Annotated in this window: 13 protein-coding genes; 5 read left to right on the top strand and 8 right to left on the bottom strand. The window is 66.1% G+C overall.

Annotated elements, in window-relative coordinates:
- Positions 1-16: 16 nt before the first annotated feature.
- Both AvAM_RS25240 and AvAM_RS25235 read left to right on the top strand, forming a co-directional pair.
- The gene (locus AvAM_RS25240) at positions 17-235 is read left to right on the top strand and encodes a hypothetical protein (RefSeq protein ID WP_137749651.1); all 219 of its coding nucleotides are present in this window, start codon (positions 17-19) and stop codon (positions 233-235) included.
- 166 nt (positions 236-401) lie between these two features.
- Positions 402-785, top strand: coding sequence for a VOC family protein (locus AvAM_RS25235; protein ID WP_137749650.1), 384 nt, complete (start codon positions 402-404; stop codon positions 783-785).
- A gap of 89 nt (positions 786-874) precedes the next feature.
- Here AvAM_RS25235 and AvAM_RS25230 read toward each other — a convergent pair whose 3' ends face one another.
- A complete protein-coding gene (locus tag AvAM_RS25230) occupies positions 875-1,978 on the bottom strand; it encodes a tartrate dehydrogenase (RefSeq protein WP_137749649.1) in 1,104 nt (367 codons plus the stop codon).
- 124 nt (positions 1,979-2,102) lie between these two features.
- Here AvAM_RS25230 and AvAM_RS25225 point away from each other — a divergent pair, with 124 nt between their 5' ends.
- Positions 2,103-3,047: a LysR substrate-binding domain-containing protein gene (locus tag AvAM_RS25225; protein ID WP_171012400.1), complete on the top strand. Its 945-nt coding sequence runs from the start codon at positions 2,103-2,105 to the stop codon at positions 3,045-3,047.
- 91 nt (positions 3,048-3,138) lie between these two features.
- Here the strand turns inward: AvAM_RS25225 and AvAM_RS25220 are convergent, their stop codons facing one another.
- Together AvAM_RS25220 and rpsU are read right to left on the bottom strand one after the other, a co-directional pair.
- The gene (locus AvAM_RS25220; protein ID WP_137749647.1) at positions 3,139-3,585 is read right to left on the bottom strand and encodes a GatB/YqeY domain-containing protein; all 447 of its coding nucleotides are present in this window, start codon (positions 3,583-3,585) and stop codon (positions 3,139-3,141) included.
- A gap of 221 nt (positions 3,586-3,806) precedes the next feature.
- Positions 3,807-4,019: a 30S ribosomal protein S21 gene (gene rpsU, locus AvAM_RS25215; protein ID WP_007833691.1), complete on the bottom strand. Its 213-nt coding sequence runs from the start codon at positions 4,017-4,019 to the stop codon at positions 3,807-3,809.
- 315 nt (positions 4,020-4,334) lie between these two features.
- Here rpsU and AvAM_RS25210 point away from each other — a divergent pair, with 315 nt between their 5' ends.
- Positions 4,335-7,670 (top strand): EAL domain-containing protein, encoded by a 3,336-nt coding sequence (locus AvAM_RS25210; protein ID WP_137749646.1) that lies wholly within the window; start codon positions 4,335-4,337, stop codon positions 7,668-7,670.
- A 30-nt stretch (positions 7,671-7,700) separates the two neighbouring features.
- Here the strand turns inward: AvAM_RS25210 and AvAM_RS25205 are convergent, their stop codons facing one another.
- From AvAM_RS25205 to AvAM_RS25190, 4 genes are all read right to left on the bottom strand, one after another.
- Complete coding sequence (locus AvAM_RS25205) at positions 7,701-8,015, bottom strand: hypothetical protein (RefSeq protein ID WP_137749645.1); 315 nt, start codon at positions 8,013-8,015, stop codon at positions 7,701-7,703.
- A 103-nt stretch (positions 8,016-8,118) separates the two neighbouring features.
- Positions 8,119-9,369 carry an NAD(P)/FAD-dependent oxidoreductase gene (locus AvAM_RS25200; RefSeq protein ID WP_137749644.1) on the bottom strand — a complete coding sequence of 417 codons (1,251 nt, stop codon included), beginning with the start codon at positions 9,367-9,369 and terminating at the stop codon, positions 8,119-8,121.
- Between the two features lie 132 nt (positions 9,370-9,501).
- Positions 9,502-11,703 carry a TonB-dependent siderophore receptor gene (locus tag AvAM_RS25195; protein ID WP_137749643.1) on the bottom strand — a complete coding sequence of 734 codons (2,202 nt, stop codon included), beginning with the start codon at positions 11,701-11,703 and terminating at the stop codon, positions 9,502-9,504.
- Between the two features lie 236 nt (positions 11,704-11,939).
- On the bottom strand, positions 11,940-13,118 hold the full coding sequence (locus AvAM_RS25190; protein WP_249368395.1) for an ABC transporter substrate-binding protein: 1,179 nt from the start codon (positions 13,116-13,118) through the stop codon (positions 11,940-11,942).
- Positions 13,119-13,352: 234 nt separating this feature from the next.
- Between AvAM_RS25190 and AvAM_RS25185 the strand changes: the two genes are divergently transcribed.
- Entirely contained in the window at positions 13,353-13,835 is a 483-nt protein-coding gene (locus tag AvAM_RS25185) for a DUF4124 domain-containing protein (RefSeq protein WP_137749642.1), read from the top strand.
- 42 nt (positions 13,836-13,877) lie between these two features.
- Here the strand turns inward: AvAM_RS25185 and AvAM_RS25180 are convergent, their stop codons facing one another.
- Positions 13,878-15,011 (bottom strand): sterol desaturase family protein, encoded by a 1,134-nt coding sequence (locus AvAM_RS25180; RefSeq protein ID WP_137749641.1) that lies wholly within the window; start codon positions 15,009-15,011, stop codon positions 13,878-13,880.
- Positions 15,012-15,071: the final 60 nt, after the last annotated feature.

Here is a 15,071-nt window from a genome sequence, read left to right as displayed (position 1 = left end):
CGCGAGCATCGGGGCCATGTTGCATCCCACCCGTCTGGACCCCGAAGACACCGCCCGCCACGCCCTTGCCCGCCAGCCCCCGGGTGCACTGCCACGGCGCCCGGCCCGTGCCGGCCGCTGGCCGCGCCGGGTGCAACGCCTGGGCTGGCGTTGGCTGCGGAGGCTGGGCGCTGCCCTGGCCCGGGCCGAGCAGCGCATCACCGACAACTTCAGGGTGCCGCCCCAGGGGGGCTGAGGCAGTTTGGGAGCGTGGAGGAGGCAGTGCGCAGTGGCGTGGCGCCGGGGATCGGCCTACACTGCCAGACCGGTCGGACGGCCTGGACCGGGCCCTGGCGCACCGCCAGGAAGGCTGCATGTCACCCCTGCTGCATGTCGGGCCGGATTGAGCGAAAGGACCTGGTATGTTGTCCGATTCCTCTGTAACCACCATGCTGCCCGTGATGGACATGGACCGCGCCCGTGCCTTCTACGAGGGCTGCCTGGGCCTGAGGCCCGGTGGCTTCCGGCCTGATGGCAAGTTTGTCTATGCCGTAGGGGGCAGCACGCTGGCGCTGTTCCCCAAGCCGGAAGGCACCAAGGCCGACCACACGGCCATCAGCTTTCAGGTGGCCGACATCGCCGCCACCATCGAGGCGCTGAAACGCGCCCAGGTGGTGTTCGAGGACTACGACTTCCCCGGCCTCAAGACCGTGAACCATGTGTGTGTGCTGGGCGCCGAGAAGGCCGCATGGTTCAAGGACACCGAGGGCAACTACCTCTGCCTGCACGAGGACATTGCCACTTAGCCTGTGGTTTCAAGCAAAAAAGGCCTTTGCCGCGCGATAGGTATGCCTTTTAAGCTATTGAAATAGGAGCGTTGGGCCGGGGCCGTGGCTCAGTGCCCCGCCACCCGTGCCGCAATCGCCTCGCCCACCTGCGTGGTGTTGGCCGTGCCGCCCAGATCGGGCGTGCGCGGACCGCTTTTGATGACCTCTTCGATGGCCGTGACGATGGCGTCATGCGCCTGCCGTCCTGCGCCCTGGCCCTGCGTAAGGAAGTCCAGCATCAGCGCACCCGACCAGATCATCGCTATCGGGTTGGCGATGTTCTTGCCGTAGATGTCGGGCGCCGAGCCGTGCACCGGCTCGAACAGGCTGGGGAAGTTGCGCTCGGGGTTGAGGTTGGCCGAGGGGGCCAGGCCGATGGTGCCGGTGGTGGCCGGGCCCAGGTCGCTCAGGATGTCGCCAAACAGGTTGGTGGCGGCCACCACGTCAAAGCGCCCGGGCTGCAGTACGAAGCGGGCGGTGAGGATGTCGATGTGCTGCTTGTCCAGCGTGATGCCGGGGTAGTCCTTGGCGACTTCGTCGGCCCGCTTGTCCCACCAGGGCATGCTGATGGCGATGCCGTTGCTCTTGGTGGCCAGGGTGACGTGCTTTTTGGTGCGGCTTTGGGCCAGGTCGAAGGCGAACTTCAAGAGGCGGTTGGCGCCGTGGCGGGAGTAGACCGACTCCTGGATCACGATCTCGCGGTCGGTGCCCTCGTACATCACGCCACCCAGCGAGGTGTATTCGCCCTCGGTGTTCTCGCGCACCACGTAGTAGTCGATGTCGCCGGGCTTGCGACCGGCCAGGGGGCAGGGCACGCCCTCAAACAAGCGCACAGGGCGCAGGTTGATGTACTGGTCGAACTCGCGGCGGAACTTGAGCAGCGAACCCCAGAGGGACACATGGTCGGGCACGGTGGCGGGCCAGCCGACGGCGCCGAAGAAGATGGCGTCCATGCCCGACAGTTGCGCCTTCCAGTCGTCGGGCATCATTTTTCCGTGGGCGGCGTAATAGTCGCAGCTGGCCCAGTCGATGGTGGTGGTTTCGAGGGTGATGCCAAAGCGTTCTGCGGCGGCCAACACCACGCGCAGGCCTTCGGGCATCACCTCCTTGCCAATGCCATCTCCGGCGATGAGGGCGATGCGGTAGGTTTTGGCAGGGGGGGAAGAGGTCATCAAGCGGTCCTTGCAATGGCGTCGGGAATGCGGCTGCAGGGCGCAGCCAGCGGCATGGTGTGCATTGTTCCCAGCGCTTCCGATAACTACAATCCGCCAACTGTGGCTTCATCTTTCACACTTCGTGCATAAAAATCCTGCAGCGGAAGACCTGCGCGTGTTCACGGCCGTGGTGCGCAAGGCGAGCTTTGGCGGCGCCGCCACCGAGCTGGGCACCTCACCCGCCTATGTCAGCAAGCGCATTCGCCTGCTGGAGCAGGACCTGCAGGTCAAGCTGCTGCACCGCACCACCCGCCGCGTGGCGGTGACGGAAGAGGGCGAGCGCGTCTTCCATTGGGCGCAGCGCATCCTGGACGACATGGAGCAGCTGATGCAGGAGGTGGCCGTGACGCGCAGCGAGCCGCGCGGGCTGTTGCGGGTGAGCAGCAGCTTTGGTTTTGGCCGGCAGATCGTGGCGCCTGCGCTGTCGCGGTTGGTGGCGCAGCACCCGGGGCTGCAGGTGCGCCTGGAAGTGTTCGACCGGCTGGTGGATGTGGCGGGCGAAGGGTTTGACCTGGACGTGCGCGTGGGCGACGAAATTGCGCCGCACCTGATCGCCCGCCGCCTGGCCGACAACCACCGCGTGTTGTGTGCAGCGCCTGCCTACCTGCAGCGCAAGGGCTCGCCGCGCACGGTGGCTGATCTGGCCGCGCACGACTGCCTGGTGATTAAGGAGCGTGACCATCCATTTGGCGTGTGGCGCCTGCGCAGCGGTGCGCAGGAAGAGTCGGTGAAGGTGCGTGGCCCGCTGTCGGCCAACAACGGCGAGATGGCCGTGCAGTGGGCGGTGGACGGACGTGGCGTGGTGCTGCGCTCGTTGTGGGATGTGGGCGCGCACCTGCAGACCGGGCGCCTGGTGCAGGTGTTGCCGCAGTGGCAGCAAGAAGCCAATGTGTGGGCCGTCTACCCCACGCGGCTGGAGCGCTCGGCCAAAGTGCGGGTGTGTGTGGAGTTTTTGCAGGCGCTCTTTCGCGACGGGTGGGCGTCGCGCAGCGCAAAGATCGGTGTGGGCGCAAACGCCTCGGTTTGACGCAAAAATAGCTGCCAGCGCACGTCTCACATGCGCTGGCAGCTATCAAAAAGATACCGGTCGTACCGCGTGGGCACGACCGCAGGGGCGATCAGCCCGCCAGTGCCGCTTTCACGGCAGCCGACACCTGGCCCATATCGGCCTTGCCCGCGAGGCGGGTCTTGACCACGCCCATGACCTTGCCCATTTCGCCAGGGCCCGATGCGCCGATTTCGGCCACGATGGCCTTCACGGCAGCCAGCGTTTCTTCTGCCGACATGCGCTCGGGCAGGTAGGCCTGCAGCACAGCCATCTCGGCCTTTTCCTTGTCGGCCAGGTCCTGGCGGCCTGCGCCCTCAAAGGCGGTGATCGAGTCCTTGCGCTGCTTGATGAGCTTGTCCACGATGGCCACCACGGCCGCGTCGTCCAGGGTGATGCGCTCGTCCACTTCCTTCTGCTTCATCGCGGCCTGCAGCAGGCGGATGGTGCCCAGGCGCTCACTGTCCTTGGCGCGCATGGCGGTTTTCATGTCTTCGGTGATCTGGTCCTTGAGGCTCATGAGGCTTTTCCTTTGTCTTTGTGTGGGTCAGGCAGGGACTTAGGGTTTGCAAAAAGCCCCTCTGGCTAGGCGTAGTGCCGCAGACAGTAGTCTCGCTACGGCAAGGCGCTACAACGACGCCAGAGGGGCTTTTTGCAAACCCGAAAAAACAAAAACCCGCGCTTGGCGTCCCTAGCGCGGGTTTGTCGGCACTCCGTATCAGGACGGTGCCAAAGCGGTACTTAGTACAGCTTCTTGGGCAGTTGCATGCTGCGAACGCGCTTGTAGTGACGCTTCACGGCAGCAGCCTTCTTGCGCTTGCGCTCGGCGGTGGGCTTTTCGTAGAACTCACGGGCGCGCAGGTCGGTCAGCAGGCCGAGCTTTTCAATGGTGCGCTTGAAGCGGCGCAGGGCAACGTCAAAGGGTTCGTTTTCTTTTACGCGGATCGTAGTCATTAGCTAATGTTTTCCAAATGGTGCCTGCAGAGGGGCTTGGGGAGATCGGGCCTCAAGTCCGTACAAAGCGGTTTCCCCGTCTGTAACTAGTATTTGGCCGACGGGGCATTGCCAGCAAAGCCGGAGATTATAGCCCTTATTCGCGCCGGTAGCGCAAGGTCCCGCCCGTCTGCCGCCCCACGAGGCGCCCGGTTGGCGGCTCACGGGCTGGCTGCACTGCAATGGCGCGGAAATTGCTTCATGTTGTAACACTCCTATTCACTCTCCGGTGGGTAGCCCAGGCCATCCGCCTGGGCGGGCCCTTGCCGCAACACCATGGCATTCATGCGCCGCGTATCGGGTTGGCTGGGCCGCCTCAGTGTGGGCCGCAAGCTCATGCTCATCTATCTGCTGGACCTGACGGCGGTGATCTACGTCTCCAGCATCCTGATCCACGAGAAGTACCTGGCCATCGACTTCACGCGCAAGGAGATCGTGGGCACCACCTATGCGGCGGTGGTACGCGATGGCTTGCTGGGGCAGTTTCTGGATGCCTCCCAGCAGCCGCCGCAGGTGGCCGAGGTGCTGGCCCGGCTGGCGGTGGTGCGTGCGGCCCATGACGAGCTGCTGCGCACCGGCGATGCAGGCCAGCGCTTCAGCACCGTGCTGGAGCAGTTGCCCGGCAACGCACGGCAGGCGCCGGCAGAAGTGGCAGGAGCGGCATCGGCCGATGCGCCCTCGCTCACCCTGCGGCGCAGCCAGTTGCTGCGCGAGGGGCGCGAGCTGCTCACCACGGTGGGCAACCAGTCCAACCTGATCCTGGACCCGGACCTGGACAGCTACTACGTCATGTCGCTGGTGGTGCTGCGATTCCCGGAGCTGCTGCAGGCGGTGCATGACACGGTGAGTTTTTTGAGCGCAGCGCCTTCGGCGCGGGGGCCGCAGTGGACCTCGGAGCTGCTCACGCTGGTGGGGCGGCTGGACGCGGTGGCGCAGGGCATTGAGTCGGACTACAACCAGGCGTTCATTGCGGGTTCGCCCGAGATGCGTGCGGCGCTGGGACGGCAGCGCGAGGCGCTCAAGGCCTCGCTGGAGAGCCTGCAGGCCCTGCTGCAGGGCATTGCCGCTGGCGAGTCGCGCCTGACGCTGGCCCAGGTGGGCGCGCAGCAGGCCCAGGTGCTGGGTGCGCTGCGCGATGCCTGGTCGGTGGGCATCGTGGACCTGGAACGCCTGTTGAACCAGCGGGTGGACAGCCTGTTTGCACGCATGTGGCTGCACCTGGGCACGGCGCTGGTGCTGCTGGGCTGCATCCTGAGCCTGGTGACCCTGGTCGCGCGCCAGATTGCCAAGCCGCTGCAGCAACTGGCCCGCGTGGCCGACGAAGTGCGTAAAAGCGGCGACCACACGCTGCGCGCAGAGTGGAACAGCCGCGACGAAATCGGCCGTCTGGTCACTGCGTTCAACGAGATGCTCTCGCAGCTCGACCGCGATCGCCTGCTGCAGCAGGAACTGGCCGCCAGCGCCCGCGCGGCCGAGGCACAGCGCGAGCTGGTGGAGGCCTTCCCCATCCCCATGGTGGTCACCTCCATCCCCGAACACGAGGTGCTGCACTCCAACGCGCCCGCCGCCCATTGGCTGGGCGGCCGCAAGACCGACCCCTGGGCCGTGGGACTGGAGCCCGGGGTGCGCGCGCGCTTCTTCCAGCGGTTGGCGGACCAGGGCTCGGTCGATGAATTTGAAGTGCGCTGGAAGGGCAGCCCCGAGCCCTCGTGGGCCGTGCTGTCGGCGCGGCGCCTGCAGTTCCAGGGGCGCGACTCGGTGCTCACGGCGTTCACGCCCATCAACGTGCTCAAGGTGATGGAGCAGCGCCTGGAGCTGTGGGCCAAGGTGTTCGAGGCCTCGTCCGAGGGCATCATCATCATGAACGCCGATCAGCAGATCATCAGCGTGAACAAGGCGTTCTGCCGCAGCACGCACTACGACTTCTACGAACTCATTGGCGAGGGTCTGGGCTCGTTGCTGGAAGAGGCGGGGGGCGAGCCGCTGTCTGCGCAGATCCGCCGCACCATGGCCGACAAGGAATCCTGGCAGGGCGAGGTGCGGTTTCGCCGCCGCTCGGGCGAGACCTACCCGGCCTGGCTCATGGTGTCGGCCGTGCGCGAGGGCAAGGGTGGCGCTGTGGCCAACCACATCGGCATTGCCATCGACATCACCGACCGCAAGCACAACGAGGAGCGCATCCAGTTCCTGGCCCACCACGACGTGCTCACCGAGCTGCCCAACCGCTCGCTGTGCGTGCAGCGGCTGCAGGCCGCGCTGGCGCAGGCGCCCATCACGGGCGAGAAGGTGGCGGTGCTGTTCATCGACCTGGACCGCTTCAAGTCCATCAACGACACGCTGGGCCACCACATTGGCGATGGCCTGCTGCGCTCGGTGGCAGCGCGTCTCACGCAGGCCGTGCGCAGCCGCGACACGGTGAGCCGCCTGGGCGGCGACGAGTTTGTGGTGGTGATGCGCGACGTGGCCGGGCGCGAGGATGTGCAGCAGCTGGTGGAGCGGCGGCTGATCCCGCTCATCCGCCAGAGCCATCCGGTGGAGGGGCATGAGTTGAATGTCTCCTGCAGCGTGGGCATCGCCGTCTACCCGGAAGATGGCAGCGACATTGACGAACTCATGCGCCGCGCCGACGCCGCCATGTACGAGGCCAAGACCACAGGGCGCGACATGGCGCTGTTCTATTCGATGGAGACCGACCTGCGCGCCGTGGCCCGCCAGACCATGGAGCAGCAGCTGCGCCGCGCGCTGGAGCGCAACGAGCTGAGCCTGCACTACCAGCCGCGCCTGTCTGCCAAGGGCGCGCACCTGCTGGGCGTGGAGGCGCTGCTGCGCTGGAACAGCCCGGTGCTGGGCGCCATCCCGCCCAGCGAGTTCATCCCCATTGCCGAAGAGAGCGGCATGATCCGCGCCATCGGCGGGTGGGTGCTGCAGCAGGCCTGCGAGCAGTGGGCGCGTTGGCAGGTGTTGCCCGAGGACGGCGACGAGCACCCACAACCGCACCAGCACGTGCACGCGCATTCACCCGCGCACCTGCACCCGCTGGCGGATGTGTCCGTGTCGGTCAACCTCTCGGCTGCTCAGCTGGCCGACCCGGCGCTGGTGCCTGACATCGAGGCGCTGCTGGCCCGCACCCGCATGCCTGCCCACCGGCTGGAGCTGGAGATCACCGAATCACAGCTTATGGACAACGCCCACGCGGCGGCGCAGCAGCTGGCGGCCCTCAAGGCGCTGGGCGTGCAGTTGTCCATTGATGACTTCGGCACCGGGTATTCGAGCCTGGCCTACCTCAAGCGTTTTGACATTGACCGCCTCAAGGTGGACAAGTCCTTTGTGCGCGACATGCTGACCAACCCCGCCGACATGGCCATCACGCGCGCCATCATCGCGCTGGGCCACACGCTGGGGCTGCGCATCGTGGCCGAAGGCGTGGAAGACCTGGCCACGGCCCAGGTGCTGGGTGCGCTGGACTGCGAGGAGCTGCAGGGCTATTACTTCAGCCGCCCCTTGCCGCTGGACCACCTGGAAGCCTGGGCGCTGCAGCACCGCTTGCTGCAAGGTGCCTCGTTGCGTGGGCTGGATGCCACGATCACACAATCCGCACCGCTAATGGGGTGATGCGGCGCAGCGATTCAGTGCGTGCCGTGGTCAGGTCAGCCGCAGGTGGAGCAAAACCGCCAGGCCGGTCAGGATCACGCCTGGCGCCAGATTGCCCAGCCACACGGAGGTGCGCGATGTGGAACGGCCCGAGATGCGCGAGTCGGCCCGCAGGTAGGCGTCGCCCTCGTCGGTGAGCAGCCAGCGCAGCATCACCGCGCCCCCGGCCAGGGAGCCCACGCCCAGCGCTGCGAGGATGGCGACAAAGATGTTGCCGCCGATGCTGGCCGCAGGCACCAGGGCCACAAGGGCACCGACCGCCGTGGCGGCCGCCTGCAGTTTTTCTGTGCGCTCCATGGCGTCCATGCCGGTCTCCCGAAAAAAGACGTTGAGGGTGAAAGCCCGGTGGGCTGGCCGAAGTGTAGGGGCGTTGTCCTGGCGGCGTCTTCCTCCTCAATGCGTCAACGCGTCACGCATCACCAGTCAGTGGCAGCGCCTGCGCACAGGCATGGGCGCTGGCCCAGGCCCACTGGAAGTTGTAGCCGCCCAGCCAGCCCGTCACATCCACCACTTCGCCAATGAAGTACAGGCCCGGCTGGGCCTTGCACTCCATGGTCTGCTGCGACAGCGCCTTGGTGTCCACGCCACCCAGCGTTACCTCGGCCTTCTTGTAGCCCTCGGTGCCCGTGGGCGTCAGCTCCCAGCGCGCCAATTGCTCCGCCAGGCGCGCCAGGGCCTTGTCGCTGGCCTCGTTGATGGGGCGCTGCCAGTCTGCCTCGCGGCCGGCCCAGGCATCGGCCAGGCGGCTCGGGACCAGGGTGGCCAGCTCGTTGGCAATCAGCTTGCGCGAGCGGGCCTTGCCCTGCGCCAGCGCAGCGGGCAGGTCCACCGTGGGCGCGAGGTTGATGGCCAGCGGCGTGCCCTCCTGCCAGTAGCTGGAGATCTGCAGCACCGCCGGGCCCGACAGGCCCCGATGGGTGAAGAGCAGGTCTTCGTCAAAGGCCATGCGGGACTTTTTGGCTCCGGTGCTGATCTGCACCGGCAGCGCCAGACCCGCGAGTTGTGCATAAGGCGCCCAACCTGTTCCATCAAAGGTCAGCGGCACCAGGCCTGGGCGGCGCTCGACCAGCGGGATCTGGAACTGCTGCGCGAGCCGGTAGCCGAAATCCGTGGCACCGATCTTGGGGATGGACAGCCCGCCCGTGGCAATCACCAGCGAGCGCGCTTGCACCGGGCCCCGGTCAGTATCAATTTGATAGCTATCGACGCTTGATGGATGCGCGGTGGCGGCCAAAAATGCTATGTTTTTCACGGCACAAGGCTGCCAATGGGTCACCCCACCTGCCGTGCACTCGGCCAGCAGCATGGCAATGATGTCCTCGGCTGAGCGGTCGGCAAACAGCTGGCCCTTGTGTTTTTCGTGGTGGGGGATGCCGTGTTTGTCCACCAGCGCAATGAAATCCTGCGGCGTGTAGCGGGACAGCGCAGAGCGGCAGAACTGCGGGTTCTGCCCCACAAAATGCTTGTGCGGCGCGGCCGGGTCCAGGTCGCGGTTGGTGAAGTTGCAGCGCCCGCCGCCCGAGATGCGGATCTTCTCCGCCACCTTGTCGGCATGGTCGATGAGCAAGACCTTCAGCCCCCGCTGGCCCGCCTGGCCCGCGCAGAACAGGCCGGCAGCGCCGGCGCCGATGATGATGGCGTCAAAAAATGGAAGGGACACGGAGAGTCATCAAAAAGGGACAAAGGCGTGATTGTCCCCCGGCTGCCCTGGGGCCTGCTCCGCACGGCGCTATGCCGATGCAGCGCAGGCCCCAGTCGCCCCTCTCTCCCTCTTGTCTTGTCGGTACGCCGATCAGAACGCTGCGCGCAATGTCACGCTCAGGTTGCGCGGGTCGGCGTAGTTGCCGTAGTCCAGGTTGGCCCAGTACTTCTGGTTGGTGACGTTGTTCACGGCCAGCGTGGCGCTGAGCTTGGGGTTGAACTGCCAGGACGCGCGCAGGTTGAGGATGGCCTTGGGTGATTGCTTCACCGTCACAGTGCCGCTGGGGTGCGGGATGTTGAAGCCCTCGATGGCGCTTTGCCAGGTCAGGTTGCCGCCTACCGACAAGGGCGCGAGGGCGCCCGAGAGCTGGTAGTCCGTGCCCAGCTGCAGCAGGTAGTCGGGCATGTTGGCGTAGATCAGGTCGGTGGGTGCGCGCGTGACCTTGGCGCGGGTGAGGCCCGCGCTCACGCGCCACTGCCGGGTGGCCATGCCTGCGAACTCCAGCTCGAAGCCGGTGGATTTGGTGCCGTTCACGGCCACGTAGGGCAGGGTGCCGTCGGGCAGCGGGGTGGTGATGGCACTGTCGCGCACGCCGTAGTTGTCCTGCTTCGTCTGGAACACCGCAAAGTGCGCCTGGATGCGGCGCTCGAACAGCTCGGCCTTGAGGCCGGCTTCTGCATTGCTGCCGATGACGGGCGACAGCGGTGTGTTGCTGCGGTCCTTGTAGTTCTGCGGGTTGAAGATGCGTGCGTAGCTGGCGTAGGCCGACAGCGTGGGCGTGATGTCATACACCGCGCCCACATAGGGCGTGGCCTTGCGGTTCTCGTCCTGGATGGCGGAGCGGCCCGCATAGGTGCCGGTGGTGCCATAGGTGTCGGAGTGGCGGTGCCAGTCGGTCAGGCGCAGGCCGGTGAGCACCGACAGCGGGTCGGTCACGCGCCAGCGTGCCGAGGCGAACAGGCCCGTCTGCTGCGTGATCTGCGTGCGCCAGGCGCCGGTCTTGGAGTACGTGGGCGCAGGCGCGCTGCCGTCCCAGGTGTAGATGTTGGGGATCACGTAGCTCCAGCCCGCGACGGAGGTGTAGCCGTCAGTGCGTGTGGCGGTGCGGGTGGAGCTCATGCCCACCACCAGGTCGTGCTTGCGCCCGCCCAGCTCGAACTTGCCCGACAGGTAGGCGTCCACCGTGTCCTGCTTTTCGCTGCCGCCGCTGACGGCGGCATACAGCGTGGTGCCTGCGCCTGTCACCGGGTTGATGAAGGGCGCCTTGGCGGTGGTGGCGCCATAGCCGTAGGTGCTCAGGCGGAAGGTGTCGCCCTCGGTGTGGTTCAGAGCGGCCTTCAGGCTCCAGTCGTCATTGAGCTGGTGGTCGAGCGTGGCGTAGAGCGTGCCCGATGTGCGCTCCCAGCGTGTCCACGATGGCGAGAAGCTGGTGGAGATCGGCAAATCGATGGGCGTACCCGTGGTGGCAAAACGGGGGATGGTGCCCCAGATGGGGGCCTTGGGGTCGTTGGACTGGCGCTGGTAGCCCACCGACACCACGGTGGCGGTGCCGATGTCGGCCTCCACCGCCGCGAGCAGGGCGGTCTTGTCCTCGGAGTAGCGGTCGCGGAAGCTGTCCTTTTTCTGCGGAGCTACCACCAGGCGGCTGCGCACGCTGCCGTCGCTATTGAGTGGTGCGTTGATGTCCAGCTCGCCGCGGTACAGGTTCCACGAACCCGCCGTGAGCGCCACAGAGGCGGCGAACTCACGCTGCGGGCGCTTGCGGATCATGTTGATGGTGGCCGACGGAACGCCCACACCGGTCTGGATGCCGTTGGCGCCGCGCACGATGTCGATGCGCTCGTACAGCGCGGTGTCGAACTCCTGGTTGGTGCTGCTGCTGTAGCTGGGCAGGCCGTCGATCTGGAAATCGGTGATCTGGAAGCCGCGCGCGTAGTACAGCGGGCGCTGCGTGTCGTAGAAGCTCACGGCAATGCCGTTCACGTTGCGCAGCACGGTGTCGATGCTGGTGAGCGACTGGCGCTCGATCTGCGCACGGTTCACGGTGCTGACCGACTGCGGCGTTTCACGCGCCGTGAGCTGGAGGCGGGTGGATGCGCTCTCGCGCGCACCCGACACGGTGACGCTGTCGAGTGCCTTGGGCTGCACGATCTGGTCGGCCGTGGTCGGGGAAGTGTCAGTCGTGGCTGCGGGCTGCTGGGCCCAGGCGGTGCCGGCCCCAGAGGCGGCAAGGGCGGCGGCGACCGCGAGGGGATGAACGGCACAGACAATGCGCCTGCGGGGTGCGGACATGGACGGGCTCCAGAGAGAAAAGCGATGACGGGCTGGCTTGCAGCGCTTTTCTACGAGAGCACGGCTGGCTGGAAATATTCGTAAAAATTGTAAACGCGAATGGGAATGATTGTTGATTGCAATTTTTCTAGGCCGCTCAATCCCAGCTGTTTTGTCGCAATGGCGCAACGTGCCCGGCGCGTGGCTGGGCATGGGGGAGGGGCGCAGCACCAGGCCGCCCGTGCGGGAGCTGGTCCCTATTGCCGGTATACCCCGCCAGATCCCACCACCGCGATGTCCACATAGTTGGAGCCATGGTGGTTTTGCGCACTGAACTGGTAGCCAAAGCCGCCCAGGTCCAGATTGCCCAGGTTTTCCATGGCCTGGGCGAGGCTGGCGCGCGTGACGCCGGAGCCCGCTGCACGCAGGCCTTCGATGAGCACGCGCGCGTCCATGTAGCCGGTGTAGCGGTCGTAGTCCACGGGCTTGTCGTGGCGCTTCATGGATGCCTGGAAGTCGCGCGTGAGCGCAATGGTGGGCTTGGTGGGCGAGGGGCCCGTGCGCGCCACGGCCAGGCCGCGCGCATCGTCGCCCAGCGCCTTGAGCACGGCGGTGCCTGCGCCCAGCGACAGTGTGTAGATGGGCACGCCCAAGTGCGCGCGGTTGGCCCGCACATAGGCCACCACCGACGGGCCTGCCGCCACCAGCAGCACGGCCTGGGGCTTCTGCATTGCCAGTGCCTTGGCTGCGTCGTTGGCGTCGTCGCCCGACGATGCCAGTGCGTGCGACCCGGCCAGGGCCGCGCCCTCGGCCGCGATGGTTTTTTCGACCAGGGGCAGCAGCAGCTTGCCGAAGTCGTTGTTCTCATAGGCCACGGCGATGCGCGAGGTTTGCACTGCCACGAGGTTGCGCACGATCTTCACCAGCTCGTCGGCATAGCTGGCGCGGGTCGTGAACAGGTAGGGGTGCTGCTGCGCACGGATGGCGGGGCTGCCCGTGTACACGGAGATCAGTGGCAGCTTGGCCTGCGCCAAGTAAGGCAGCAGCGTCATGACCTGGGAGGTACCGGCCACGCCAAACAGCGCCAGCACGCCGTCCTTTTCGCTCAGCTGCTTGGCGTTGTCGAGTGCGCGGCGCGGGTCAAAGCCATCGTCCAGCGTCACCAGCCGGATCTTGCGGCCGCCTATCCCGCCCTTGGCGTTGGCATCTTCGATGGCCGCGTCCTGCCCTTCGTGGATGGGGGACAGAAAGGGCGCCATACCGCCCGACAGGGCCGTGGAGCGGCCAATCAGGATGTCGCCTTTGCCCTGGGCGGTCTGCGCATGGACAGGCAGGCTGGCCAGGGCCGCGCCCCCGGCCAGTGCCAGCACAAGGTGGCGGCGGAGCGCCACGGGCGGGCGCTGGTCGGTGTGCAAGGCAAAGGGGGGCTTCATCATCAAACGGCGTCTCCGGGTGCGGGGCCACGGTGGCCCCAGGGTGCGGCGATGTTAGGAGGGCTGCCGGTGGTGCATTCACCGGGTTTTTACCGGGAAGGCGTCAAATGTGGGACAGCTGCGCGCCCTTTCGCTTTGGCCCGGATACAGCACGTAACGACAGGTCCGACGCATGCGCCCGCAGTCGCGCAGTGCTGCGCGGTAGCATGTGCCATTGACCTGAAGAGGACTGCTTTTATGAATCCGATCCGTTACGCCGCCTGCCTCCTGGTGCTGGGCCTTGTGGCCCCGGCCTGGGCAGTCAACAAATGCACGGATGCCAATGGCAAGGTGTCGTTTCAGGATGCGCCCTGTGTGGGCGAGGGCGAGAAGATCGACGTGCGGCCCGCCATCCAGGGGGCTACGCCCATCCGGCCTGCGCCCTCTGCGGGGAAGGAGGGCGCATTCGGCGCATCGTGGCAGCGCAAGCAGTACCTGCAGACGCAGGGCGTGCCCCAGGCGCGTGCCGCCCTCGTGCGCAACCAGCAGGAATGCACGGCCCAGCCTGCCGAGGCCACGGCCCAGGCGGGCCCGCTGCGGCGCGGCACTTTGCCGTCGGGCAACCAGTTTCCTCAGGACCGTGCAGCGGTCGCCGCCAAGGACAAGGCCGCGTGTGACGTCCGCAGTGAAGAGTTGCGTGAGCAGCTGAGGCAGCTCGAAGAGGAGCTCAACGCTCTCTAGGCCGCTGGGTTGCCTGCGGGTGCGGGGAGCCAGTCGCCGTTTTCAGCCCTTCCAGGTGAACGGAAACTTGAACTGCTTCACAAAGCCGTTGGGCACATAGTCACCCAGTACGCCGTAGTGTTCGGGCCAGAGCTTGGTGCTTTTGACGGCGGTGCCAAACAGGTAGTCCAGAAACGCAAAGTGGGCGGCGTAGTTCTTGTCCAGCGCCTCCTGGTCCTGGCTGTGGTGCCAGTGGTGGAAATTGGGCGTGACCAGCACGTAGCGCAGCGGCCCCAGGCGCACACTCACATTGGCATGGTTGAACACGGCCTGGAAGCCTACGATGACGATGTACGCATCGATCACTTCCTTGCTGAAACCCAGCACGTAGATAGGGGCCAGCACCAGCGTGCGGGTGATGAGCAGCTCCAGGATGTGCTGGCGCGAGCCCGCCATCCAGTCCATGCTTTTGACGCTGTGGTGCACCGCGTGCAGGCGCCATAGCGTGGGCACCTCGTGGTACGCGCGGTGGGTCCAGTACTGCACGAGGTCAGCCACCAGCACGATGAGGAACAGCGCCACCCAGAAGTTCAGGCCCTGCACCCAACCCCGGATGCCGTCGCTGGCCGCCCAGCCAAAGAACTTGTGCACGATGAGGTTGGTGGCCAGCAGCACAAAGCCCACCACCATGTGGTTGACGATGAAGTGGTGAAAGTCCGTCTGCCACTCGGCGCGGAAGATGGGCTGGTCCTTGCGCAGCGCGAACAGCTTCTCGATGAAGATGAAGATCAGCGAGCTGCCCAGCAGGTCCAGGATGAACCAGTCCAGACCGATGTAGGGCGTGTTGTCGGGGAAGTTCGGGTTCACCTCCACCTTGTGGCCGCCCAGCAGCGCGGTGATGGCCACTATGGCAAACGCAAAGGTGGCCAGCCAGCGCGCGCGGTTGAACACAATGTTGACCAGCGAGATGCCGCCCGCAATCGCCATGGCCACCAGCATGATGGTGCGGATCACCGTCACGTCATAGCTCTTGCGCAGCTGGGGCGTGGTCAGGTACTCGGGGAAGTGAAAGGCCAGCACGCCCAGAAAACACAGAATGGCCAGCGTGAGCGCAATCACGCCCGACACCAGTCCCTTTCCGGTGCGCAATGCGCCATGGCTTTCGGTGAATTCGTTGAGTTTTTCTAGTTCGATCATCGGTTCCTCCTCGCACCCGGTCAGCAGGTGCTGCGCGAGTGTAGCGAAGCTGCCACCCGC

Source organism: Acidovorax sp. NB1 (assembly GCF_005405905.1).
Taxonomy (GTDB): domain Bacteria; phylum Pseudomonadota; class Gammaproteobacteria; order Burkholderiales; family Burkholderiaceae_C; genus Acidovorax.
The sequence above is the reverse complement of the archived record's forward strand: the minus strand, read 5'-3'. Positions and strand labels throughout refer to the sequence as shown.